The organism is Desulfovibrio sp. 6_1_46AFAA (genome assembly GCF_000224635.1).
Classification (GTDB): domain Bacteria; phylum Desulfobacterota; class Desulfovibrionia; order Desulfovibrionales; family Desulfovibrionaceae; genus Desulfovibrio; species Desulfovibrio fairfieldensis.
Genome location: NZ_JH114302.1, coordinates 684,554 through 707,315, shown reverse-complemented (window position 1 = coordinate 707,315; position 22,762 = coordinate 684,554). Strand labels below are relative to the sequence as shown.

Genomic DNA, 22,762 nt, shown 5'->3' with positions numbered 1-22,762 from the left:
CACTCAAGGGGAGTAACTAGGTTCCCGAAACCTGGACGGCATCAACAGCATGACCTTATTGGTCTGGTGCCGTCGTCGGCCACGCCGATCAGTGAGACCTTGGCAGCAATGCCAGGGTCTTTTTTTTTGTTTTCCGGCCCGCGCCCCGGACCGTACATCTTTTGCCCAAGGAGACGCCATGTCACTCCGCGCTCTGCGCCCCTACATTCTGGCGATAGTGCTCACACTGCCGGGCCTGGCCCTGCGTTTCGCGCATCCCGACCTTTCACCGATCTGGGTGGCCGTGCTTTCGGGCATGGCTATTCTGGGGGCTTCCTTCCTGCTGACCTGGGCCTGTGAAGTGGCCCAGCTGGACATTCCCCAGGCCGTGGCCGTGGCCGTGGTGGCCTTTATCGCCGTGCTGCCGGAATACGCGGTGGACATGTACTTCACCTGGATGGCGGGCCAGCACCCGGAAAGCGCCTATTCCCACTACGCCATCGCCAATATGACCGGGGCCAACCGGCTGCTCATCGGCGTGGGCTGGTCGGCCATCGTGCTGATTTTCGCCGGGCGCTACCATTCGGCCGTGGCCCTGCACGACGACAAGCGCACGGACGTGCTTTTTCTGGGCCTGGCGACCCTCTACGCCCTGCTGATCCCGCTCAAGGGCTCGCTGACCTGGGTGGACGGCGTGGTTTTTCTGGCCATTTACGCCTGGTACATCTGGATCATCGCCCGCCGTCCCTGTGAGGAGGAGGAACCCGAAGGCCCGGCAGCCGTGCTGGCCCAACTGCCCAAAAAGAAGCGGCTGCGGACCGTGATCGCTATTTTCCTCTTCGCCGCCCTGGTGATTCTCTGCAATGCCGAACCGTTCAGCGAAAGCCTGGTGGCCAGCGGCAAGCTGCTGGGCGTCAATGAATTCCTGCTGGTGCAATGGCTCGCGCCCATCGCCTCGGAAGCGCCGGAATTCATCGTGGCCCTGATGTTCGCCTTCCGGGGCAACGCCGGACTGGCCTTGGGCAGCCTGCTCTCCTCCAAGCTCAATCAGTGGACCCTGCTGGTGGGCATGATCCCCGGCGTGTACGCGGTGTCCTCAGGCGGACTTTCCCCCTCCATAAACCTTGACACCCACCAGTTCCAGGAAATATTACTGACCGCCGGGCAGTCCATCTTCGCGGTGGCCCTGCTGCTGGATCTGCGTCTGCACGTGCGTGAGGCCTTCTGGCTGCTGGTGCTCTTCGCGGCCCAGTTGTTGTCGCCCTTGTATGACGCACAGTTGGAAGCTATGCTGGGCCTGCCGCACGACCCGTTGCGCCTGCATTATTTCTACGCCCAGGTCTATCTGGCCCTGGCCGCGATACTGATGATCAAGAACTGGCGCAAGGTCTGGCAGTTGCGCCTGGGATTCAAAGTTTAAGGAGAGGGGCCCGGCATTTGGCCCCCTCCTTTAGAATATTTTGCGATAATTTCGCGGTGCGGATTTTCACGGAAAATCCGCACAGAGCGCTGAGATATTTTCAATATCAAAACGCTCTAAATATACATGGAGGATGCGCCATGCCGCATGCTTTTTCTCATATCCGGGCCATCCCGCCGACACCGGCGGGATGGCTGCTGATCCTTCTGCTGGCCTGCGCCTGCATCCCAACGGCCTTCTCGCCCGCCTGGGCGGCCGAGGAAACACCGCCTCCGGCTGATTCCGCCGCGCCGGACACCGAGGACAGCGGGCCCGAGCAGGCCGTCTACCCCGATGTGCTCAATGAGCACATCCAGCGCGGCGGCAACGGCAATCCGGCGGTCAGTCTTTATTATCCGGTGCTGCATCAGACCGCCGTGGACGAGGCCATTCGCCGCTGGGCCACGGACGTGGCCGACGCCTATGAAAAAGAGGTCAGCAAAGCCGACGGCCCGGACGGAGAAAAGCCGAGCAGCTACGGCATGTGGGATCTCACCGGCCTGTTTGAGCTCACGCGCCCGTCGGAAGGCGTGGTCAGCGTGACCTTCAGTGTCTACAGCTATACCGGCGGCGCGCACGGCAACCTGGAAATCACCTGCCTGAATTATGACCTGCGCACGGGACGGCGTCTGGACTTGGCGGACCTGTTCAAGGATCCGGAAAAGGCCCTGCAACTGATGTCCGCCTGGTCCCAAAAAGAACTCGCCCGCAGCTTGGGCGAAGATACGGACGAGGACATGATCCGGGACGGCGTGGCCCCGGATCTGCGCAATTTCGCCAATCTGACCCTGACGCCGCAGGGACTGCGCATTGAGTTCCAGCCCTATCAGGTCGCGCCCTGGGCCGCCGGGCCGCAGCGCGTGGACATGCCTCTGGCGGAACTGGCCGCCGCCGGCCCCGAAGTCCGGATCTGGCCCCAGGCCCCTGTTGTAGAGTAAAGTAACTTTAAAAGCTGCTTTACTCCGGCGACTGCGAAAGCGGACGCCCGCGCCCTCATCCTGCGGCGGGACCGCGTTTCCATCACGCGTCAGCCGTTGCCGCTGGGCGGCTTGCGGATGACGACAGCAACGATAGGATAAGGGCGGCGCAGACTTTGAGAATGTTAATTCTCAAAGTTAATCTGCTCTAAAAGACTGACATGGAGTCCGGCCTGTCAGGTCGGACTCCATCCGGATGAGGTCAGTATCCATGCCTCGCGTATTGTATTGTCTCCTGACGGGACTGCTTCTCTGTCTTCCGGCCGTAACGGCCCTGGCCCTGCCCGGCGCGGATTCGTTAAACGGGCCGCTCCTCGCGGCCTCCTGGACTTCAGTGGACGAAGCGGCGATCGGAGCGACGGACGGTCCGGCCGCCGGAGATTCCTCCGGCAAGGAAGCCGCGGCGGCTGAAATTTCCGGCTCGCGGCGGCCCGGCGTCATCGACCATCTCCTGCAGCGCCCTCTGCCGGACGGCCCGGCGGGACACCCCAGAGCCGCTGAAATCAACATCAACTATCCTTCACTGGGCCGCAGCGACATTGACGCGGACATCCGTCAATGGGTCACGGGCATTGCCGACGCCTTTGAGGAACACCTTGACATCAACGCCTTCGGCCTGCCCAGCACGGAACAAAGCGGCGAGAGCGGCCCGGCTTTTGAGCTCTGGGGCTCCTACAGCGTGTCCTGGCCGTCCGACGCGGCCGTGAGCATCACTTTTGAAATCTGGAATTATACCGGCGGCGCGCACGGCAACCTGGACATCATGACTCTCAATTACAGCCTGATCACAGGCCAGCGCCTGGGCCTGGTAGACCTGTTCGAAACGCCGGAAACAGCCCTCAACCTGATGTCCGCCTGGTCCCGCCAGGAACTGGCCCGCCGCTTCGGCGCGGGCCGCCCGGCCCAGATGCTCAAAGACGGCACTGAGCCCCTGGTGGAGAACTTCTCCAGCCTGACCCTCACGCCCGAAGGCATTTGCATCAACTTCCAGCCCTATCAGGTCGCACCCTGGGCCGCCGGCGTGCAGAAGGTCAACATGCCTCTGGAGGAACTGCTCCAGGCCCGTCCCCTCCTGGCCCTCTGGGGCCGCTGAACACGCCTGCCGTCACCGGAAAATTCTTCCCCGCTTCTTTTTTGTCCCCCTTAAACACAGTTTATTCATAAGGAATACCATGACCACATTATTGCAGGATATTCTGGCTCACAATCGGGCCGTTACGGAGAAAGAGGGTGAAGCCCGACGCGCGGCGGCCGTGGCTCTGAAAAAGACTCCGCACAGGCGCTGCGCCATCTTTACCTGCATGGACGCCCGCCTGGTGGAAATGGTGGAACCCGCCCTGGGCATCCGACGCGGCGACGCCGTGGTGCTGCGCAACGCCGGCAACATCATCGGCACGCTTGAGGGCACCATGATCATCAGCCTGCTGGTGGCTGTCTTCATGCAAAATATTGAGGAGATCATAGTGGTGGGACACGAGGACTGCGGCTTTACCCACGCCTCCTCGGCGGTGCTGCTGGACAAGATGCGCCAACGCGGCATCGGCGAGGAAGCCGTGGAAACCATGCGCGGCCCTCTGGAAACCTATCTGGATCCGCACACCGATCCGGAACAAAATGTCCGCCGCGTGGTGCGGCTGCTCCGCACCCATCCTGCTTTTCCTCCGGACATCGTGGTGCACGGCCTGTTGATGCAGCCGGCCAGCGGCAGAGTTCGGCTGGTGGTTGACGGCTCGCGCGACTAGCACTTACTGCTTGAAACACTCCACTCCCCACCGCGTTTGCCCGGCGGAGCGATGCCGGGTCAGCCCAGGCTCAGCCCACATTAAAGCGCCTGCCGCAAAGCCGCCTTTTTCCGTACAGCGGCGTTGCAAAAAAAATTGACCTTGCGGTATGTTCACGGCAGCAGGGCAGACGCATCTAAAAAGTCTTTATTCCCCGATAGATCGGGGAACGAACAAAAAAGAGGCGAAGCTACCTTTACTCCGCCGGAGCGAAGCGCAGGCGGATGGCTGGTGCCGGGAGAATCCTAAAAAATGCGCCGGCCGTTGCCGCGCCAGCGGCTTGCCTGAACCGTTCACGGCGAAGCCGTGTTGCCTTAGCTGTAGCCGCAGGGCGGCGTACAGATAAGGACAGCACTGCTACGGATAGCGCGACAGCAATTTTCCTAGATATATTTGCGTAACCAATTGCTGTCTTCATCCGTAGCTAGGTTGCTGCCTTTATCCGTACGACTCACAAGTTCGCCTACGGCTAAAGCTCCTTCGTCACAACGGCTAAAGCACAGCTTCGTCCGGTTTCTCCTTTGCGCCTTGCTGCCCGAAAAAATTCAGCTTTTCGCGGACGGCGTTTTAATGAGGGCCAAGCCCAGATTTTTGAGCTTTTCCTGCAACAGCGCCGCCTTGGCCGGGCCGATGCCCGGCAGGGCGCGCAATTCCTCCAGACTCGCCGCGCGCATGGCCTCCACGCTGCCGAACGTTTCCCAGAGCAGCCGCGCCGTGGCCGGACCGATGCCCGGCAGGCGCATGAGCTCTCCGGAAAGCGCGGCCCCCTGGCGCGCCCGGCGGTGGCGGCCGATGGCGAAGCGATGCGTGGCGTCGCGCACATTCTGCAAAAAGAGCAATTCCGGTCCACCCTCGCGCAAGGGCAAGGGATTGGCCCGGCCCGGCACAAAAATCCGATCCGCCACGTTGCCCGCCCGGCGGTCGGCCTGGCCGCGCTCGTCACGGGCCTTGGCAATGGCCGCCAGGCTGAACAGGCCGGTTTGCCCGGCATCGGCCAAGGCCCGCTCCACCACGGCCAATTGTCCCCGGCCGCCGTCGATCAGCAAAAGATCCGGCCAGGGCGGGCCGCTCTCCAGCCGCCGCGCCACCCAGGCGTGCAGAGTTGCGTAATCGTCGCCGCTGTCCGGCATAGCATAGGTACGGTAATCCGGGCGGCTGGGCTGGCCGTCCGTGAATACCACCAGCCCCACTCTGGTCTGCCGGCCGCCGGTGTGGGACACGTCCACGCATTCAATGCGTTGCGGCGGCCCGGCCAGATGCAGGGCTTTGGCCAGCCGCTCCAGAATGGATTGGCCGTCCTGATTCCGGCGGCGACGAGCCTCTTCGCGGGCATTGGACTGCGCCAGATCAATGAGCTGATTATCCGAGGCATTCTGGGGGGCCACAATGCGTACCGGTCCTCCCCGGCGGTCGGCCAGGGCCTGCTCCAGCAAAGCCTTGCCGCTGGGGGCACCCTGCGCCGAATCCCCGCCCGGTGCGGTCGCATCCGGCTCCGATACGACGGACGATACGACGGACGATGCGCCGGACTCCGCTGATTCCGCATCCGACGAAGCAGCCCCTTCTTCCCTCTCGTCCGCCTCCCATTCCAATTCCGGCGGCAGCCAGGGCAGGAGTATGCGCGGCGGCGGCGTGACCTGGCTGTAATACTGGCTGACAAAGGAACGCAACAATTCCGGCGCGTCCTCAAACGTCAGGCCCGGCCAGTAAAAAGCCCGGCCGTCGGTGACCGCCCCGCTTCGCACAAAAGCAATGCCCAGAGCCAGGCCTTTGTCCGCCGGGAACAGGCCCACGGCATCCATATCGCCGCCGCCGGGCAAAACCGCGGCCTGGCGCTCCACCGTGCGCTCCACGGCCCGGATCTGATCGCGCAAGGTCGCGGCCTTTTCAAATTCCAGATTCTCGGCGGCCTGCTCCATTTCCGCGCGCAAGCCGCGCAGCAGAGGTTCAGCCCGGCCTTGCAGCAATTCGCAGACCTTGTGCACCGCCTGATGATAGGCCTCAGGCGTAATCAGGTCCATGCAAGGGGCCGGACACTGGCCCATATGGTGGTACAGGCAGGGCCGCACCCTGTTTTTCATGGCCCGGTCCGAACAGCGGCGCAGCGGAAAGGCGCGGTGAATCAGCTTCCAGGTTTCCCGCGCTGAAAGAGCGGAGGTGAACGGCCCGAAATAACGCGCGCCGTCGCGACGGGCCCGGCGCACAACCTCCAGGCGCGGGAAGGGATGCTTGAGGTTGAGCCGGAAGAGCACATACTGCTTGTCGTCGCGCAGAACGATATTGTAGTGCGGACGGTGCTTCTTGATCAGGCTTGCCTCAAGCAGCAAAGCTTCTTTTTCCGTGGTGGTGGTCAGATATTCCAGGCTGACCGCGTGGGCCAGCATGGCCCTGGTCTTGGCTGGAAGTCCCTCAGGCCGAAAATATGACAGCACGCGCCGCCGCAGAATGCGGGCCTTGCCCACATAGATGATCCGGCCCCGGCTGTCCTTGTACAGGTACACGCCGGGCGTGAGCGGTATGGTGGAAGGGTCGGGCTTTTGCACACCATGGTTTTACCGGAAGGGCGTCTGCCTGCCAAGCCCTTGGCACTCGGCCGACCAGGGTCATTCCGTTCTCTTTTCGTATGCGGAATTATTTTGTATTTATAACAGGTTACATTTCAATGGTAATTATTTTAGTGGGCTTGTCATACGGATGAGGTATTCCGAGCCCTGCGGGCACAGAGGCTTTACGCCTCCCGGCGTTTGGGCCGCCTATCGTTGCTGTCTTTATCCGTACGGCTCGCAAGCTCGCCTACGGCTAAAGCGCGCGGCGCGCGGCAGGGGGCCGGGGACGGCTGTCCCCAGGCCCCCTACAACCCCCTGCCCCTGCTGTATGTCCTAGCGCGTTGACGCGGCGTCCCACGGGTCTTGCTCGCGTGGCTCGCTGTGTCCCGAAATCGCCGCGTGTCAGCGTCCAACAGCTGGACATCTCCTTCTCAACGATCGTCAGTGGATGGCATTGCGCGGCGCGGAGAGAGGCGGCACCGTTGGCGGCAAGGCTGCCTTACGGATGAAGACAGCAACGATAGGCGGTCAAAACGGCAGCGAAGCGAAAATCATAATGCCCGAAGGGCAGAATAAAACAACAGGTGGAGAGCAGAATGCCCCTGACTCCACCGACGCAAAAAGGGAGCCCGAAGGCTCCCTTTTTTAAGACTGACTGAACCGGCAGCTTAGAAAGCGTACACGAAGCTCAGGTTGACGTTCCACGGATCGCGTTCCTGGTCGCTCTTGCCGTTCATATGGCTACGGCCCCAGGTGGACTTGGAGTGGTCGATCCAGGTGGCCAGGTAAGCGGCGTCCAGCATGATGGTGAAGTTTTCGTACATCTTGTATTCGTTGGTCAGGCCGATTTCCAAGGCGCTGTCCTCGGTGGTCATGTACAGCGGATCCATGCCCAGGCCCTGCATGTTGGGGCCGGTGACGCCGTTAACAGCACCGCTAATGCCATCATAGCCACGAGCGTCGTTGCCCGCGAGATACTTGGCCATCTTGGGGGCGTTGGTGCCGCCGATGTAGTTCACGCGCAGGGTGTGCTTGAGGTCTTCCACAAAGCTCACGTCCTTCACGCGGGCGCCGATGCCCCAGGTGCCGGCCATGCTATAGCCCAAGATGCCTTCACGGGCGATATAGGGATTGCCGTTGAAAGCGAAGTTGGAGAAGCCGTTGTTATTGTTGTTCACGCTGAGCGAAGGCATACGCTCGGAACCGTTGGCCGGATTGTCGTCGTCGCCGGAAGCATACCAGCCGTACAGACCGGGAATACCCCAATCCATCTTGTATTCAAAGAGCAGAGAGGCCAACCAGCCGGAGCGGTTCAGACGGCTGTCGTCATACTGAGCGGCACCGTAGTTGAAATCCCAAGCGATGCGGAAGGGATCCCACATGGTCACTTCGCCGGTCAGGCCGGCCCACCAGGCGGTGCCGTAGCTGTTCAGACGCTTGGCGGCGCTCTTGCCGTCCTTGTGCATGGCGCCGCCCGCCGGGAACATGCCTGCCGCAGCATACTTGTTGGAGGTGCCGGACACATTGCCGAAGTAATTACGTCCCCAACCATCATCAGCATTACCAGTCTGCGACGCAAAGGCGTTGGGACCGATGCCGGCCATCATGCCCCAGGGGGTCACTTTCACGCCGTCAAAGGACAGGGGCAGCAGCAGGGCGAAAACGTCCACATTGTCCATGTAGTTGGACTGATAGTTATCGCCATGGACGGTGTCATTCCAGCCGGTGAAGTTGTCGTTCCAGGGGCGAGCCCAGAAAGCGGTGAGGCCCACGTTTTCATTGAACTGGTAGCTGGCCACCACGCCGGCCACGTCGTCATTGAAGACGTTGCTGCCGGTGGTCATGCTGGGCAGGGCGATGCCCTGAATGCCCATGCGTACCTTCAGGTCGGTCTGGGGCACCATCCAGTCGATATAGGCATTCTTCAGCTTTACAACATTGTTGGCGTCAGCGCCCAAGGCGCCGCCGGAGCCGTTCTCACCCCAGGTCTGGGCGCCGATTTCAAAGAACACAGTGCCGGACAGGGACTCGGAAGCCACGGCGTCCAACTGCAAGCGCACGCGCTGTTTGGCTTCGAATTCGTCCTCGCCCTTGTACGACTTGTTGGCCTTGTTGAAGCCGGTCATGCCGTTACCGCCGGTAAAGCCGCCGTTCTGGCCATAGTCAAAGCTCATGATCCACTGGCCTTTGGCCTTGAAATCAATGGCGCTGGCGCCGGTGGCAACACCGAACACCAAGCCCGCCGCCAACAGAAGCGTAGCGATCTTTTTCATGGTTAACCTTCCTTTCTTTTGCTCCCCGGTAAGGGGGAACGGGTTGTCGTAACGGAAACGCCTGTGGGGCGGTTTCCCGCCGCGAGCTGAATTTAAGAAATCCCCGCCTGCATTGCAAGTCTATTCGTGCAAAAATTTTTACTCTTTAGGGCAGAAAAAACAGTGTAAAAATAATTTTATTATAAAATCAACTTGTTAAATTTTTTCGAGATGAAAAAAATTTTTAAATTTTTTTTGCGCGGCCTGGAAAAGATTATCCATATTCCCGATTAAAGCCTGTTTCCGGGCTGATGACGCCCGTTCGGGGCGGTTTAAAAATTTTTGGGCTGTCCTGGAGCGCACGCACGCCGGGGGCATCCGGATACGATATCCGCAAGTCGCGGGCTATGCCGTGCTGATCAGGCTTTGTCCCTATTCAGTATTGATAATTTTTCTTGACAAAAGGGCGAGGATTGTGAAGATGGACACAACTGCAATCCACACCAACAGGGAGGAATGGGTATGAGGATTTCCTGTGTCGCAGCGGCCGCTTTGGGGATGGTCGCCCTGCTCAGCGGGCCCGCGCCGGCCGCGCCCACCAGTGAAACGGCGACCGGGGGCATGCCGCCCATGGCCAAGTTCGCCAAGGTTTCCCAGGTCGTGCAGGACAAATGCATGGCTTGTCACACCCGCGGCTATGATCTGCCGTTTTACGCCAAAGTGCCGGGCATCCGCCAGATCATTGAAAAAGACTACCGTGACGGCATCCGCGCCATGGACCTTAATGTGGAGCTGATCCAGAACAAGGGCAAACCCATCGGCGAAACCGTACTGGCGAAAATGGAGTGGGTCATCATCAATGACACCATGCCTCCGGCCAAGTTCGCCGTGGTGCACTGGGGCAGCCGCCTTTCGGACCAGGACAAGAAGGACATTTTGGATTGGGTAAAGACTTCGCGCAAGGCCCACTACACCACTGACGCCGCGCCCAAACACGCCAACGAGCCCTTGCAGCCCCTGCCGCGCCTGATCAGGACCGACGCCAAAAAGGTGGCCTTGGGCGACAAGCTGTTCAATGACAAGCGCCTTTCCACGGACAGCACGCTGTCCTGCGCCGGTTGCCACTTTTATGACCGTGGCGGCACGGACCACCAGCGCTTCTCCGAAGGCGTGCGCAAGCAGTTCGGCGACGTGAACCCGCCCACGGTGTTCAACGCGGCCTTCAATCTGGCCCAGTTCTGGGACGGCCGCGCGGCTGATCTGCAGGAGCAGGCCGGCGGACCGCCCATGAATCCCATTGAAATGGGCAGTAAGAGCTGGGAGGAAATCATCGGCCGTCTGTCCCAGGACGCGGCCCTGACCGCCGAGTTCACGGCCGTCTATCCTGACGGCTGGAGCGGCAGGAACATCACCGACGCCATCGCCGAGTACGAAAAGACCCTGATCACGCCGGACAGCCGTTTCGACAAGTGGCTGCGCGGCGACGACAAGGCCCTCAGCGCACAGGAAGTGCAGGGCTACAACCGCTTCAAGGCGTATCGTTGCGCCTCCTGCCATGTGGGCAAGAGCGTAGGCGGCCAGTCCTACGAGTACATGGATCTCAAGAAGGACTACTTTGCCGACCGCGGCGGCCAAGCGCTGGGTTCGGACAAGGGCCGCTACAACCATACCAAGAGCGACGTGGACATGCGCCGCTTCAAGGTGCCCAATCTGCGCAATATCGAGCTGACCGGCCCGTATCTGCATGACGGCACCGTGGACACGCTGGATGAAGCAGTGCGGATCATGGGCGTCTATTGCGCCGGTCTGGACGTGCCCCAGAGCGACCGCGACCTGATCGTGGCCTTCCTGCGCACTCTGACCGGCGAGCACAAGATGCTCTCCGGCAAGGTGGCGGCCAAGTAGCTTTATAAGCTGACAGCGTTGATCATGAAAGCGGGGTTCAGACTGATCTGAACCCCGCTTTGTTATATCCGGGAGAATACGAGACGCTTACACGCAGGCCGCCAGCGCTCCGTCCAAATTGGGATAGCGGAAGACATAGCCCGCTTCCAGCAGCTTGCGCGGCGCGTAGCGCTGGCCGTTGAGCAGCAATTCCTCGGCCATTTGTCCCAAGGCCAGCCGCAGGACAACGGCGGGCACCCGCAAGAACGCCGGGCGATGCAGCACCCCGCCCAGAGCGCGGGCAAAGCCCGCCGCGTCGGTCTGCTCCGGCGCGCAGAGATTGCAGGGGCCGCTGATCTCCGGATGCTCCAGTAAAAAGGCAATGGCCCCGGCTTCATCGTCCAGATGAATCCAGGGAAAGGGCTGGCGTCCAGTGCCCGCCGGGCCGCCCAGACCCCAGCGGTACAGGGGCAGCATCCTGGCCAAGACCCCGCCGCCCTTGCCCAGCACCGGTGCGGTGCGGATACGGACCCGGCGCACGCCCAGGGCTTCCACCGGTGCGGACGATGCCTCCCAGCGGCGGACCACTTCAGCCAGAAAGCCCGACCCCGCAGGGGCGTCTTCCGTGCAGTCAGGGGCCGTCGCCAGATCGGGCCAGAGCCCGTACCAGCCCGAAGCCGAAGCCTGGATCAGGGTTTTCGGCAACGCATCCCCAGCCTTGTCCAGCAGGGCGAACGCAGCGCTCACGGCTTCTCCCGCGCGGACGCGGCTCTGTATAATGGCTTCACGCCGGGCAACAGTCCAGCGCCCGGCGCCGATATTCTCGCCCAGCAGATTGACCACAGCCGCCGCGCCCTTGCAGATTTCCGCCAGGGCCTGCGGGCTTTGGCCGTCCCACCGGGCGTATGCCGGTCCGCCGTCCTCTTGGGGACGGACGCGGCGACTGCTCACCGTCACATCATGTCCGGCCCGGAGCAGGGCCTTGACCAGGGCCGAGCCGATAAAGCCCGTGCCGCCTAAAATTACAACGCGCATATGCGCCTCCGCAAGGAACATCCGGGGCCCTCTCCGCCTCAGGCATTCTCCTTGCGCATCAACTCGGCCACCTGGGCCACGTCTTTGTCCCCACGGCCCGAAAGGCTGACCAGCAGCACCGTGTCCGCGGACATGGACGGGGCCATCTTGATGGCCTGGGCCAGGGCATGCGAGGACTCCAGAGCCGGAATCACGCCTTCATGCCGGGACAGCGCGAAAAAGGCGTCCAGGGCTTCCCGGTCCGTGACACTGACATATTCCGCCCGGCCCATATCCTTGAGCTGGGCATGTTCCGGGCCCACAGAAGGATAATCCAGCCCGGCGGAAATGGAGTAGACTTCCCCGGCCTCGCCCTGCGCATTCTTGATCATATAGGAATTAAAGCCGTGCAGCACGCCCGGCTCGCCCAGACAGAGGGAGGCCGCATGCTCGCCGTAGGCCGTGCCGCGCCCGCCGGGCTCCACGCCCACGAGCCGCACGTCTGCGTCGTCCAGAAAACCCGCGAACAGGCCGATGGCATTGGAGCCGCCGCCCACGCAGGCCAGGCAGGCATCGGGCAGGCGGCCCAACTCTTCCAGCATCTGGGCGCGGGCCTCGCGCCCGATGACGGACTGGAAATGCCGCACCATATAAGGATAGGGGTGCGGCCCCACCGCCGAGCCCAGCACGTAGAACATCTCCGGATCGTCAATCCACACGGCCAGAGCTTCGTCCACGGCTTCCTTGAGGGTACGCTGGCCGCTCTTGGCGGGCAGCACGCGCGCGCCGAGCATTTCCATGCGGATCACGTTCAGGTGCTGGCGCTCGATGTCCACTTCGCCCATGCAAATGGTGCATTCCAGCCCCATGAGCGCCGCGCCCGCCGCCGTGGCCACGCCATGCTGCCCGGCCCCGGTTTCGGCAATGACCCGCTTTTTGCCCATGCGTTTGGCCAGCAGGCACTGCCCCAGCGTATTGTTGATCTTGTGCGCGCCCAGATGATTCAGATCCTCGCGCTTGAGCCAGATCCGGGCCCCGCCCAGCATGCGGCTGAGATTGGCGCAGTGGAACACCGGGCTCGGGCGCCCTGTATAATGGACAAACAGATATTCCAGCTCCCGCTGGAAGGAAGCGTCGTTCAAAGCCGCGTCAAAAGCTCCGGCCAGTTCGTCCAGGCGCGCCCTGACAGGTTCCGGCACATACTGGCCGCCGTACGCGCCGAAAAATCCCTGGCTGTCGGGTTTGCCGCTGAGGGCGGATTGTTGGCTCATGCTGTTCTCTCCTTACGCAAAAATGGGTTCTTACTCTGTCGTTTTTGCGAAGGAGATGTCAAGAGCGGGAGCGCGAGGACGTGTCGCGCGCCTTGCCGCTGCTCGGGCTTTTGCCTATAGTGCGGCCATTCTCTGCCCGCCGCGTGCGGGCGCACCTCAACCGGAAACAGCCCATGCTTGAAGAAAAATACACCGGCAACGGCAAGGTGCTGCTGCTCGCGGGCGGCGGCAAAATATACACGGATCTGGCGGCCCGCTTCGTGCGCAGCGAGCGGGAGCTGGAGGACATCGCGGCCTCGCCCTATTCCCGACAGATCGTGCGGAACATTTTATCCAGCGGGCACCGCGCGGCCTTGGAATTCGACTATTTTCTCTTCGGCGTGGAGGGCTACTCGCGCGTGACCGAAGCCCAGCTGGTACGCAAGCGCCTGGCCTCTTATCTGATCAAATCGGGCCGGGCGGAGCTCAACGGCAAACGGCGTTTCTCCGTGGTCTACCCACGCGAGGTGGCGGAATTTTCCGCGCCCGTAACCTTGCCCGGCGGGGGCACCGCCACGCTCAGCGGACGGGATCTGGCCGAGTTGACCCGCCAGTGGTACGAAGCCGGCCTGGAAGCCGGACTGCCCGAGGAAAATCTGCGCTATCTGAAACCCCAGGCCACGGAATTCAAAGCCATCATCGGCATGAACGCCCATGCCCTGCTGGACTGGTTCGCCATCCGCTGCTGCCGCAACGCCCAGCATGAAATCCGGGATCTGGCCTGGAAGATGCTGCGCCTGTGCCGAGGGGCCGCGCCCGACCTGTTTGAAGGCGCGGGCCCCAACTGCGTGCAGCTGGGGTATTGCCCGGAAAACAATCTACAGAACGCGCGCTGCAAAGGCCGGATCATCACCAAGGATGAAGCCCTGGCCGTGCTGCGGGAACGGGGCGCGAAAGGCAAACCCGCCCGTTGGGGGGAAGCGGCCTGGAGCAACGCCGCCTGGAGCGGGAGCACACTGGAAGCGGCCCCCCCCAGCGATAGCGAATTTGAGGAAGAATAAACGACAGGCCCCGATCCACTACCAGATCGGGGCCTGTCGTTTTTCTGTTTTGTTCTTAGAGCAGATTAACTTTTAAAGTAATCCGCTCTAAATCCGCTTGAAGGCCTTTTTCAGCGTGTCCCGGTAAATGCGCAGCACATCCAGACGGGCATATTTCTTGTCCTCCGCCGGGACGATATGCCAGGGAGCCTCTTCCGTGCTGGTACGGGCGAACATTTCTTCCGCGGCCTCCATGTAGGCAGGGAATTTTTCCCGGTTGCGCCAGTCCTCTTCCGTGATCTTGTACTGCTTCCAAGGCGTGTTTTCCCGCTCCCGGAAACGCCGCAGCTGTTCTTCCTGGGAAATATGCAGCCAGTATTTAACCACTATATTGTGGGGTTCCCGTAACTGGGCCTCAAAATCGTTGATTTCAGCGTAAGCCCGCTTCCAGTCGGAGGGCGGCGTAAGTCCCTCGACCCGTTCCACCAGCACCCGGCCATACCAGGAGCGGTCGTAGACGGTCACAAAACCCGCCATGGGCACATGCCGCCAGAAACGCCAGAGATACTGATGGGCCAGCTCCTCGTCCGTGGGCGCGCTGATGGGGATCACCCGCACAATGCGCGCATCCATGCCCGCCGTAAGCCGCCGGATCGCCCCGCCCTTGCCCGCGGCGTCCCATCCCTCGAAGACCAGCGTGCTGGAAATGCCGTGTTTCCAAGCCTTGTAGGTCAGGGCGTAGATATCCTCCTGCAGGGCGGCCAGCTTCTTTTTATACTCGCTGTGCTCACGCGCGCTGCTCAGATCCACCGCGTCCAGAGCATTGAACGCGGCGGCATCGTCCCGCTCCGGCCCGCTGCCCCCCTCGGGACACACCTGGGCGGTCACAACAGGCGCGTCCTGCGCCAGGGTCTTACGGGCGGCCACGGCGCTGGAAAGCGCGCTGGTCAGGGCGCGGGTCACGGCCACATTGCGGAAATTGGCATCAAAAGCGTCAATGAGAGTCCAGGGCGCATAGGCCCGGTCGGTAATGGTTATGGCTTTGGCCGCCGCGCTGACCAAGGCCTCGTAATTTTCCTCACTCTTCTTGTCATACGGCGTGAAGCTGCGGTGGCCCTTGTGCTTCAGGCGCTGTTCCAGACGTTCCTTGTGGGCTTTTTTCCCGATATGCAGCCAGAATTTGACGATCAGGGTTCCCGATGCTGCCAGTGCGCGTTCCAGCCGGGCCCAGCGCTGCATCCGCCGGTTGAAATCGTTCTCGTCCAGGCCGCCGCAGCAGAACTTCCGGACAGGTTCGCTGTACCAGCCCCCGAAAAACACGGCCATTTCGCCCTTGCCGGGTAACGCGCGCCAGTAACGCCAGGCCTCGGGCCGTTTTTTTTCCTCATCGGTTTCCAGCCAGAAGGTGTGGTTGCGGATGTTTTTGGCATCCATCCAGGCCGACAGCAGATTGACCACCGCGTCCTTGCCCACGCCGTCCACGCCTTCAATAATTACCAGCGCGGGCACGTCGTGTTCGCGCGCCTCGCGTTGCGCGGCGAACAGTCTGCCGCGCAGATCCTCTTTAAGAGCGTCGTATTCCTTGGTAGAATAAGATCTGCCCAGGGATGCCGATTCAAACATTGCTTTCTCCCTTTACCTCGCGCGGCGGCGGGTCCGAGCTCTGGGCCGAACCGTTGACCACCGCGCCGATCATGACGCCCAGGTGGCTCATGGCCAGGCCCAGCCACCAGATGCGATAAAAGTCATGCCCGAAAATGCCGTTGACCAGCCAGCCGGCGAAACCGATCCAGAACCAGGCGGTCAGCCGCCAGTACAGGTTCGGGCTTTTTCCCGCGCATTCCGCCGTCAGGCGCGGACGGATGCGCTTGTACCCCCACCAGAGAAAGCCCAGCAGAAAGACCATGCCCAGACAAAAGCCTACCAGCCCGTGAGCGTAGAGCATGTCCAGGTAGAGATTATGCGGATGGCTTATGGTGATCTCGTCCTCGGCCGGGGAAAGGCCCAGGGCACGGAAGGCCGCGTTGTACTGCCCGGCGCCGGCGCCGAACCAGGGATGTTCCAAAAAAACGCGCCAGCCCAGTTCCCAAAGGCTCCAGCGCCCGTCAGAGGCCAGTGTTTCCGGCGTCAGGCGTTGCGGCTGGCAGAGGATGAACAGGACCAGAGCCGCCAAGGGCCAGAGCAGGATGCGCCACTGCCAGCGCCGTCGGCGCAGCAGGGCCCAGAAACCGAAGGCCGAGGCCACTGCCAGCGCGCCGCTGCGGCTGGCTGCCCCCTGGAGCAGAAAAAAGGCGGGCCAGAAGACGGTCAGACACAGAAAGGCGGAACTGACGGCGTCCAGCCCACGGCGCAGGATGAACCAGAGGCCGAAGGCCGGGATCAGGGCCAGCGCGATATAATTGCCCACCGTGTAGTCGCCCAGGCTGCCGGTCAAGCGCCCGGCATTGGGTTCATAGCCCATGATGAAGTCGCGGCCTGTGAAGGCCTGCCAGAGACCGTCCAGGCCCTGCCAGGAGCAGGCCAGCACGCAGGCCCAGACCAGGCGGCGCAAGTCCTTCTCGCCGCGCACGCATTCCATGGCGATAAAGGGCAGGATAAAGCCCTTGTTGATGCCCGTGCCCGCGTGCAACAAGGAAGAAAGCGGATCCGTGGAAAAACAGACGCCGATGCCGACCATCAGCCACAGGCAATAGAACAGCGGGCGGGCGTCGAGACGGCGCAGCACGCTGTTCCGCCATTCATGGCGGTAATAGAGCAGCAGAAAAATAAAACTGAGCACCGGCATGACCTCGCGCATGCCGTAACCGATGGGAAAAGAAGCCAGCGAGAGCCAGAAGGACCAGAACAGACAGGCAAACCAGAATTCACCCGGCCGTTCCCGGCGCATGGCGCGCCACGGCTCCAGCCTGGACGCGGCCCAAAGGGCCGGGGCCGCGAAAATCTTTGGCATCACACCTCCTCACATGCGGCGGCGGGGCCGCCCCATGCCGTCGCCGCGCCGCACATTTGCAGCATAGCCGCCCGGCCCGGCAAATTCAAGCCGATACGGCCTTGTGTTGCCGGGGCTATGGCACTAGTATGCTGTGATCTGCAGTATTCACTTTATGACTTGTTTTGAGGAGCACATGGCACGATTTACCGGTTTTGATGAAGTTTTCAGCGCGTTATATGTGGATTTTGACAATATCTATACCCGTTTTCTGGAGGCGGACCCGGAAGCCGCCCGGACCTTCGGCTCGGCGCCCTACCGCTGGGTTCGCTGGATTGAAAACCACGCCCTGCGCATTCTGTACGGCGAGGGCGTGCGCCGACGCATCCTCAAGCGGATGTGTTATCTGAATCCGCAACGTTATCAGGAATTCCGCAATCCGTTTATCCGCAGCGCCTTTCAGGTGGTGGACTGTCCGCCGTTGACCTCACGCGGCAAAACCAGCACGGACATCCATCTGGTTATGGACTGCATGGACGATCTCTCCCATTCCACCCATTTTGATGAATTCATCATTTTGTCCGGCGACGCGGACTTCACCCCCCTGCTGATCCGCCTGCAGGAACACGCCCGGCGCACCCTGGTGCTTTCCGTGGGCTATTCCTCACCGGCGTATACCGCTGCCGCTTCCTGGCGCATCCGCGAGGATTGGTTCCTGCAGCAGGCCCTCAAGGACGACCGCAGCGATGATGAGGACACCGAGCTGCCCGCCCGCGCCGCTCCGGCCGCGCCTCCGAACAACGATGAGGAAGAGGACGACTCTGCCTCCGGCAACCGTTGAGCCCTTCACCGGGTTCCGGCGCTTGCCGCGGACACCACGGCCGCTCCGCGCCTTCCCGCTGCGGGCGGCATATATAAGGAAGCAAACGGCAGTTTGCCGGAGATTTCCCGGCAGCAAAACGGCCATGTCCCAAGCCTGCGGGCAGCGGGCATGGCCGTGCCGCGTCAAGGGCGCTCCCGGCAGCGGCACAGGCCGGGAGCGCCCTTGACGGCGGCTGCGCCCCCGGCTAAAGATGGGCATGCTCCGGCCTGTGACCGGAGGGATGTTCCGGCGCGCGGCGCGCGTCTCGTTGATTTCGCAATCTTAAGGAGGCCCTATGTTTCGCGGAGTTTCCCTTGCCCTGCTCGTGCTGACGCTTTTCTGCGGCCAAGCCCTGGCGGCGGAAAAGTACACCGTAGCCAGTGACTGCACCTGGCCGCCCATGGAAATGCTCAACGCCCAGAAACAGCCTGAAGGTTATTCCACGGATTACATCCGCGCGGTGGCCAAGGCCGCCGGTTTTGAGGTGGACGTCCGCAATATCGCCTGGGACGGCATTTTCGGCGGCGTAGCCACGGGCAAATATGACATCGTGGCCTCTTCCACGACCATCACGCCCGAGCGCCAGAAGCAGTTCGACTTCTCCGATCCCTATTATGAAGTGGTCCAGGCCGTGGTGCTGCCCGCGGGCACGAGCATCAAGAGCCTTGCCGACCTCAAGGGCAAGAAGGTGGGCGGCCAGATCGGCACCACGGGCATTTTCGTGATGCGCAAGGCCGATGTGGACGCGGACCTCAAGGAATACGACGACGTGGGCCTGGCCATTCAGGACATGGTGGGCGGCCGCCTGGACGCGGTGATCTGCGACGACCCCGTTGCCATGTACTATGTGAACAAAAAAGCCGACTACGCCGGCAAGCTGAACCTTTCCTTCAAGACCGGCGACAAGGAATACTACGGCTTCACCGTGCGCAAGGGCCGCCAGGATCTGGTGGACAAGCTGAACAAGGGCATCAAGCAGGTCAAGGAATCCGGCCAGGAAGCCAAGCTGATTGAAAAGTGGATGGGTAAGAGCAACTAGGCGGGATTCTCGGATTCTCCGGCGGAAGCGACGCGTTTCCGCCGTTTACCGGCCCTGACGCGCGGGCGGGCGGCTCCAGCCCCCGCCCGCGCCCACCACAAACAAGAGCGGTCCGGCTGTGACAACGGCAAACCGCTTTGCGCGGATTTCGGAAGAATCCGCGCGCGGCTATCGGCGCAGGGCGGATTCCTTTTGCCGTCAAACGCCGATTGCACGCGTAAAACACACTAAAAGGCGGCGGCGTCCATGCCCGAACCCAACGACACTCACAGCAAGGGCAATATTGTCATGGTCACGGACGGGGCGTCCATCCCGGACCCCCGCGAATGGCGTCTGATCAACGCCTGGTCCATTGCCCTGGTGGGCGCTGTGTGCGCTCTTTTCGCGCTCTGTCTGCTCTGGCCGGACCCCTATCTGCGGATTCTGCTCTATCTGCCGGACGGCGTGGTGGTCACCTTCAAAATCACGGTCATGTCCATCTGCTGTGCCGTGCCCCTGGGCCTGCTGACCGGCCTGGGGCGCATTTCGCGCAATCGCGCAATCAATCTTCTCGCCTCCACCTATGTGGAGGTCATCCGCGGCATCCCGCTCCTGGTCCAGCTCTTCTACATCTACTACGCACTGTCCCGCTTTTTCCAGATCAGCGGCATCACCTCGGCGGTCATTGCCATCAGCGTCTGTTACGGCGCATACATGGGCGAAGTCTTCCGCGCGGGCATCATGGCGATTTCCAAAGGCCAGAGCGAAGCCGCGCGCTCCCTGGGCTTCAACCGCTTTCAGACCATGTTTTACGTGGTGTTGCCCCAGGCCTGGCGCACCATTCTGCCGCCCGTGGGCAACGAGTGCATCGCCATGCTCAAGGACACCTCCCTGGTTTCGATCATGGCCGTGCCCGACATCATGCAGCGCGCCCGCAGCTTTGTGGGCACCACCTATCTGTACTTCGAGACATACACGGTTATTGCCCTGATTTATCTGATCATCACCCTTGCGCTCTCCAAAGCTGTGAGCATCATGGAATCCAGACTGAACTACTATGACGGCAAATAACTACGCCTCGTTACGGATTTAAAGGCAACCTGCTCTACTCTGCCGGGATCGGCAAAATCCCGGCAGAGGTTTTTTCATGCAAAACCACGCGGGCCACCCCGAAAAGGCAGCCCGCGCAGAAAATAATGGCGCACAGGCTTAGTCGTCGTTCATCTTCTTACCGAACAGACCAAGAATAAGGGCGAAGAGAAAAAATCCACCACTGATGAGAAGAACCTTCGTACCGAGATCCATGATGTGCTCCTTGCGTTCCTGAAATGGAGGTTTGTCATCCACGCTCGTCCGGCACAATATATCCGTACAGGAGAAGCGTACGACGACTTGTGGAGGAAACGGGTTCAGGAGGCACGAGCGGGAGGAGGAGCAAGGGAAAAAGGCAGCATGCCCCGGATTTCACGGAGACCGGGAATATGGCCCATGTCATGGGAAAAAAGGAACCGCGTGAAAAAATGGGGATGAAAAATGATAGGGATGACGCCGGAGACAAGAGGAGAATCAGGCGATCCCGGCTCTGAGCCATCCAGGGAGCGGTGGCACCGTTTGCTCCCCTGTTTCCGAAAGGGAACAGAAAGGGTGGGGAGTGCGGGAAAGGCGCTGGATGCCATGAACGGCTTGAAATTTACAAGCCCCAAGGATCGGGCCGGTGCGTTTCGTCCGCAGGTCAGCAGGAAGATCGTGATGATCCCCATACATATTCCGCAGAAAAGGCAAATCCGGCGAGTGGCGTTCATGGTCTTGCACTCTTTTTTGTCTTTGGGTATACGTTATACGGAAAAAATTGACTTGTCAAGCAAAGAGGGATGAGAACGGCCTTATCAAGGACAGCCACAGCGTTCGTCTTCTTGCTCCTGACTCTGTGGCGAAGAGTGAAAATCCGTCGCCAACTGCCGGTTTACATACGATTTTGGGCCAATTTCTTGACGAAACACCGACATTCCCATATGCCAATCCCTACGGCCATACAATCGTCGAAGCAGAATTCATACCGCCACAGGCGGATATCAATAGCCTGCGGCGCGCAGATTGCCATAGTTTGATTTCTGCATGTAACTATTTGATTTTCAAAAAAAATCATTATTCTCAACCGGGTGGAATCTCCATTCAGAATCCAGGCTGGACTACTATGACGGAAAGTAACGATCACGACCCCATCATCACTATCAGTCACGTCTGGAAATATTTCGGCCATCTGCCCGCCTTGCAGGACGTGAGCCTGGATATCGCCCCCGGCGAGCGGGTAGTGATCATCGGCCCTTCCGGTTCGGGCAAGTCCACCCTGCTGCGTTCCATCAACCGCCTGGAAGAAATCGACAAGGGCGAGATCACGGTGCAGGGCCAGGACATCATGAGCCGTGAGAACAATATCAATCTCATCCGGCGCAACCTGGGCATGGTTTTTCAACAGTTCAACCTGTTTCCGCACAAGACCGTGCTCCATAACCTGACCCTCGCCCCCATCAAACTGCTTCATCTCTCCCGCGAAGAGGCCGAAGCCCGCGCTCTGGGCCTGCTCAAAAAAGTGGGCATCAGCGACAAGGCCAACGTCTACCCGGCCATGCTTTCCGGCGGACAGCAGCAGCGCGTGGCTATCGCCCGGGCCTTGGCCATGCAGCCCGCGATCATGCTCTTTGACGAACCCACATCGGCCCTGGACCCGGAAATGGTGGGCGAAGTGCTGGACGTCATGGTCAACCTGGCCGAGGAAGGCATGACCATGATCTGCGTCACCCATGAAATGGGCTTTGCCCGCACGGTGGCCGACCGCCTGATCTTCATGGATCAGGGGCAGATCGTGGAAGCGGGCAAGCCGGACACACTGTTCACCGCGCCGCGCCATCCGAGACTCAGGCAGTTCCTGAACCAGATTCTGTAGGAGCTGTTTCCCAATTGGTTCTTTCACATTCCAGCTTCGTCAAACGTCGCTTTTTGCTCCGGCCAAATACCGTGAGAGTATACTCCCGTGGTAAAAAGCTCGTTTTCCTCGCTGAAAAGGCAACACTCCCTGATTCAGGACATTTCAACTTTGAAAATATTGAAATGCCCTGGCGGCCGCGAGAGCGGACGCCCGCGCCTGAAGCCAAGGCGGGACCACGTTCCCGCCGCGCGTCAGCCGTTGCCGCTGGGCGGCTTACGGATGACGACAGCAACGAGAGTCTGAAGACAGCGTCAGCTTTGAAATCGGCACAATTTCAAAGCGAATCTGCTCTAGGGTCTGTTAACACTATTTCAGAGCTATAACAATTAACGCAAAGACGACAAAGGCCAGGAACATGACATCGAGCTTGTCGAACCGAGTAAAAACACGGCGGAAGCCTTTGAGCCTCCTGAAAAGCCGTTCTACCTCATTACGTCTTTTGTATAGCTCTTTGTCATACTCCCACGGTTTCAGTCGGTTGGGATTGGGCGGCACCACCGGAGTGAAGCCCAACTCACGTCCCAAGCGAGTCGTTTCATTACCCTCATATGCGCCATCCATAAGCAAGCTGCACGGCGCTGGCATCGGCCCCAACTGGACAAGCAGCCTGCGCCCCTCGGGGGCATCGCCGGCGTTGCCGGGAGTGAGGCTGAAATTCAACGCGCATTCAGCATTCGCGGCAACCATATGAAGCTTGGTCGTCCAGCCGCCTCTGGACTTTCCGATGGACTGCGGACCTGTTTTTTTAAGGCCCCTGTTCCATCGGGATGAACCTTAACAATAGT

Annotated in this window: 17 protein-coding genes and 1 pseudogene; 10 read left to right on the top strand and 8 right to left on the bottom strand. The window is 60.9% G+C overall.

Annotated elements, in window-relative coordinates; translation table 11 throughout:
- Positions 1 to 178 precede the first annotated feature (178 nt).
- The 4 genes from HMPREF1022_RS09715 (at position 179) to HMPREF1022_RS09700 (ending at position 4,157) form a co-directional block, all read left to right on the top strand.
- Positions 179 to 1,399, top strand: a complete 1,221-nt coding sequence (locus tag HMPREF1022_RS09715; RefSeq protein WP_008681732.1) for a sodium/hydrogen exchanger — start codon at positions 179 to 181, stop codon at positions 1,397 to 1,399.
- A 140-nt stretch (positions 1,400 to 1,539) separates the two neighbouring features.
- Positions 1,540 to 2,376 (top strand): DUF3298 and DUF4163 domain-containing protein, encoded by an 837-nt coding sequence (locus tag HMPREF1022_RS16620; protein ID WP_009302963.1) that lies wholly within the window; start codon positions 1,540 to 1,542, stop codon positions 2,374 to 2,376.
- Between the two features lie 250 nt (positions 2,377 to 2,626).
- Positions 2,627 to 3,508: a DUF3298 and DUF4163 domain-containing protein gene (locus HMPREF1022_RS09705; protein WP_009302961.1), complete on the top strand. Its 882-nt coding sequence runs from the start codon at positions 2,627 to 2,629 to the stop codon at positions 3,506 to 3,508.
- Positions 3,509 to 3,587: 79 nt separating this feature from the next.
- Positions 3,588 to 4,157, top strand: a complete 570-nt coding sequence (locus HMPREF1022_RS09700; RefSeq protein WP_009302959.1) for a beta-class carbonic anhydrase — start codon at positions 3,588 to 3,590, stop codon at positions 4,155 to 4,157.
- 584 nt (positions 4,158 to 4,741) lie between these two features.
- Here the strand turns inward: HMPREF1022_RS09700 and uvrC are convergent.
- Together uvrC and HMPREF1022_RS09690 are read right to left on the bottom strand one after the other, a co-directional pair.
- Positions 4,742 to 6,739 carry an excinuclease ABC subunit UvrC gene (gene uvrC / locus HMPREF1022_RS09695; RefSeq protein ID WP_009302956.1) on the bottom strand — a complete coding sequence of 666 codons (1,998 nt, stop codon included), beginning with the start codon at positions 6,737 to 6,739 and terminating at the stop codon, positions 4,742 to 4,744.
- 671 nt (positions 6,740 to 7,410) lie between these two features.
- The gene (locus HMPREF1022_RS09690; protein ID WP_009302954.1) at positions 7,411 to 9,015 is read right to left on the bottom strand and encodes an outer membrane homotrimeric porin; all 1,605 of its coding nucleotides are present in this window, start codon (positions 9,013 to 9,015) and stop codon (positions 7,411 to 7,413) included.
- A gap of 501 nt (positions 9,016 to 9,516) precedes the next feature.
- Here HMPREF1022_RS09690 and HMPREF1022_RS09685 point away from each other — a divergent pair.
- The gene (locus HMPREF1022_RS09685) at positions 9,517 to 10,899 is read left to right on the top strand and encodes a cytochrome c peroxidase (RefSeq protein ID WP_009302952.1); all 1,383 of its coding nucleotides are present in this window, start codon (positions 9,517 to 9,519) and stop codon (positions 10,897 to 10,899) included.
- Positions 10,900 to 10,986: 87 nt separating this feature from the next.
- Here HMPREF1022_RS09685 and HMPREF1022_RS09680 read toward each other — a convergent pair whose 3' ends face one another.
- Positions 10,987 to 11,913: a TIGR01777 family oxidoreductase gene (locus tag HMPREF1022_RS09680; protein ID WP_009302950.1), complete on the bottom strand. Its 927-nt coding sequence runs from the start codon at positions 11,911 to 11,913 to the stop codon at positions 10,987 to 10,989.
- A 38-nt stretch (positions 11,914 to 11,951) separates the two neighbouring features.
- Positions 11,952 to 13,163: a tryptophan synthase subunit beta gene (gene trpB / locus HMPREF1022_RS09675; protein WP_009302948.1), complete on the bottom strand. Its 1,212-nt coding sequence runs from the start codon at positions 13,161 to 13,163 to the stop codon at positions 11,952 to 11,954.
- Between the two features lie 173 nt (positions 13,164 to 13,336).
- Between trpB and HMPREF1022_RS09670 the strand changes: the two genes are divergently transcribed.
- Positions 13,337 to 14,203 (top strand): FAD-dependent thymidylate synthase, encoded by an 867-nt coding sequence (locus HMPREF1022_RS09670; RefSeq protein WP_083823279.1) that lies wholly within the window; start codon positions 13,337 to 13,339, stop codon positions 14,201 to 14,203.
- Positions 14,204 to 14,290: 87 nt separating this feature from the next.
- On the opposite strand, the gene pap is transcribed toward HMPREF1022_RS09670, so the two are convergent.
- Both pap and HMPREF1022_RS09660 read right to left on the bottom strand, forming a co-directional pair.
- Positions 14,291 to 15,805 carry a polyphosphate:AMP phosphotransferase gene (pap, locus tag HMPREF1022_RS09665; protein ID WP_009302945.1) on the bottom strand — a complete coding sequence of 505 codons (1,515 nt, stop codon included), beginning with the start codon at positions 15,803 to 15,805 and terminating at the stop codon, positions 14,291 to 14,293.
- Complete coding sequence (locus HMPREF1022_RS09660; protein ID WP_009302943.1) at positions 15,798 to 17,132, bottom strand: O-antigen ligase family protein; 1,335 nt, start codon at positions 17,130 to 17,132, stop codon at positions 15,798 to 15,800. The genes pap and HMPREF1022_RS09660 overlap by 8 nt, the downstream gene beginning before the upstream one ends.
- A gap of 175 nt (positions 17,133 to 17,307) precedes the next feature.
- Between HMPREF1022_RS09660 and HMPREF1022_RS09655 the strand changes: the two genes are divergently transcribed.
- The 3 genes from HMPREF1022_RS09655 to HMPREF1022_RS09645 all read left to right on the top strand — a co-directional run bounded on the left by HMPREF1022_RS09655 (position 17,308) and on the right by HMPREF1022_RS09645 (position 20,062).
- Positions 17,308 to 17,952 carry an NYN domain-containing protein gene (locus tag HMPREF1022_RS09655; RefSeq protein ID WP_009302941.1) on the top strand — a complete coding sequence of 215 codons (645 nt, stop codon included), beginning with the start codon at positions 17,308 to 17,310 and terminating at the stop codon, positions 17,950 to 17,952.
- A gap of 316 nt (positions 17,953 to 18,268) precedes the next feature.
- Positions 18,269 to 19,012: a basic amino acid ABC transporter substrate-binding protein gene (locus HMPREF1022_RS09650; RefSeq protein ID WP_008681757.1), complete on the top strand. Its 744-nt coding sequence runs from the start codon at positions 18,269 to 18,271 to the stop codon at positions 19,010 to 19,012.
- Positions 19,013 to 19,258: 246 nt separating this feature from the next.
- On the top strand, positions 19,259 to 20,062 hold the full coding sequence (locus HMPREF1022_RS09645) for an amino acid ABC transporter permease (protein ID WP_008681758.1): 804 nt from the start codon (positions 19,259 to 19,261) through the stop codon (positions 20,060 to 20,062).
- Positions 20,063 to 20,400: 338 nt separating this feature from the next.
- Here HMPREF1022_RS09645 and HMPREF1022_RS18130 read toward each other — a convergent pair whose 3' ends face one another.
- Entirely contained in the window at positions 20,401 to 20,751 is a 351-nt protein-coding gene (locus tag HMPREF1022_RS18130) for a hypothetical protein (protein WP_147568355.1), read from the bottom strand.
- A gap of 434 nt (positions 20,752 to 21,185) precedes the next feature.
- On the opposite strand from HMPREF1022_RS18130, the gene HMPREF1022_RS09635 reads away from it, so the two are divergent.
- Positions 21,186 to 21,935, top strand: a complete 750-nt coding sequence (locus HMPREF1022_RS09635) for an amino acid ABC transporter ATP-binding protein (RefSeq protein WP_008681761.1) — start codon at positions 21,186 to 21,188, stop codon at positions 21,933 to 21,935.
- A gap of 348 nt (positions 21,936 to 22,283) precedes the next feature.
- On the opposite strand, the pseudogene HMPREF1022_RS09630 reads toward HMPREF1022_RS09635, so the two are convergent.
- Positions 22,284 to 22,762 (bottom strand): annotated as a pseudogene (locus HMPREF1022_RS09630) (IS5 family transposase); the annotation flags it as partial.

What these genes read in the sequence shown, in the direction of transcription:
- HMPREF1022_RS16620 (WP_009302963.1), top strand. Translation starts at nt 1,540, where the DNA reads ATGCCGCATGCTTTTTCTCATATCCGGGCCATCCCGCCGACACCGGCG.
- HMPREF1022_RS09650 (WP_008681757.1), top strand. Translation starts at nt 18,269, where the DNA reads ATGTTTCGCGGAGTTTCCCTTGCCCTGCTCGTGCTGACGCTTTTCTGC.
- HMPREF1022_RS09690 (WP_009302954.1), bottom strand. Translation starts at nt 9,015, where the DNA reads ATGAAAAAGATCGCTACGCTTCTGTTGGCGGCGGGCTTGGTGTTCGGT.
- HMPREF1022_RS09715 (WP_008681732.1), top strand. Translation starts at nt 179, where the DNA reads ATGTCACTCCGCGCTCTGCGCCCCTACATTCTGGCGATAGTGCTCACA.
- HMPREF1022_RS09635 (WP_008681761.1), top strand. Translation starts at nt 21,186, where the DNA reads ATGACGGAAAGTAACGATCACGACCCCATCATCACTATCAGTCACGTC.
- HMPREF1022_RS09670 (WP_083823279.1), top strand. Translation starts at nt 13,337, where the DNA reads ATGCTTGAAGAAAAATACACCGGCAACGGCAAGGTGCTGCTGCTCGCG.
- HMPREF1022_RS09660 (WP_009302943.1), bottom strand. Translation starts at nt 17,132, where the DNA reads ATGCCAAAGATTTTCGCGGCCCCGGCCCTTTGGGCCGCGTCCAGGCTG.
- HMPREF1022_RS18130 (WP_147568355.1), bottom strand. Translation starts at nt 20,751, where the DNA reads ATGGGGATCATCACGATCTTCCTGCTGACCTGCGGACGAAACGCACCG.
- pap (WP_009302945.1), bottom strand. Translation starts at nt 15,805, where the DNA reads ATGTTTGAATCGGCATCCCTGGGCAGATCTTATTCTACCAAGGAATAC.
- HMPREF1022_RS09700 (WP_009302959.1), top strand. Translation starts at nt 3,588, where the DNA reads ATGACCACATTATTGCAGGATATTCTGGCTCACAATCGGGCCGTTACG.
- HMPREF1022_RS09685 (WP_009302952.1), top strand. Translation starts at nt 9,517, where the DNA reads ATGAGGATTTCCTGTGTCGCAGCGGCCGCTTTGGGGATGGTCGCCCTG.
- HMPREF1022_RS09655 (WP_009302941.1), top strand. Translation starts at nt 17,308, where the DNA reads ATGGCACGATTTACCGGTTTTGATGAAGTTTTCAGCGCGTTATATGTG.
- trpB (WP_009302948.1), bottom strand. Translation starts at nt 13,163, where the DNA reads ATGAGCCAACAATCCGCCCTCAGCGGCAAACCCGACAGCCAGGGATTT.
- HMPREF1022_RS09680 (WP_009302950.1), bottom strand. Translation starts at nt 11,913, where the DNA reads ATGCGCGTTGTAATTTTAGGCGGCACGGGCTTTATCGGCTCGGCCCTG.
- HMPREF1022_RS09705 (WP_009302961.1), top strand. Translation starts at nt 2,627, where the DNA reads ATGCCTCGCGTATTGTATTGTCTCCTGACGGGACTGCTTCTCTGTCTT.
- HMPREF1022_RS09645 (WP_008681758.1), top strand. Translation starts at nt 19,259, where the DNA reads ATGCCCGAACCCAACGACACTCACAGCAAGGGCAATATTGTCATGGTC.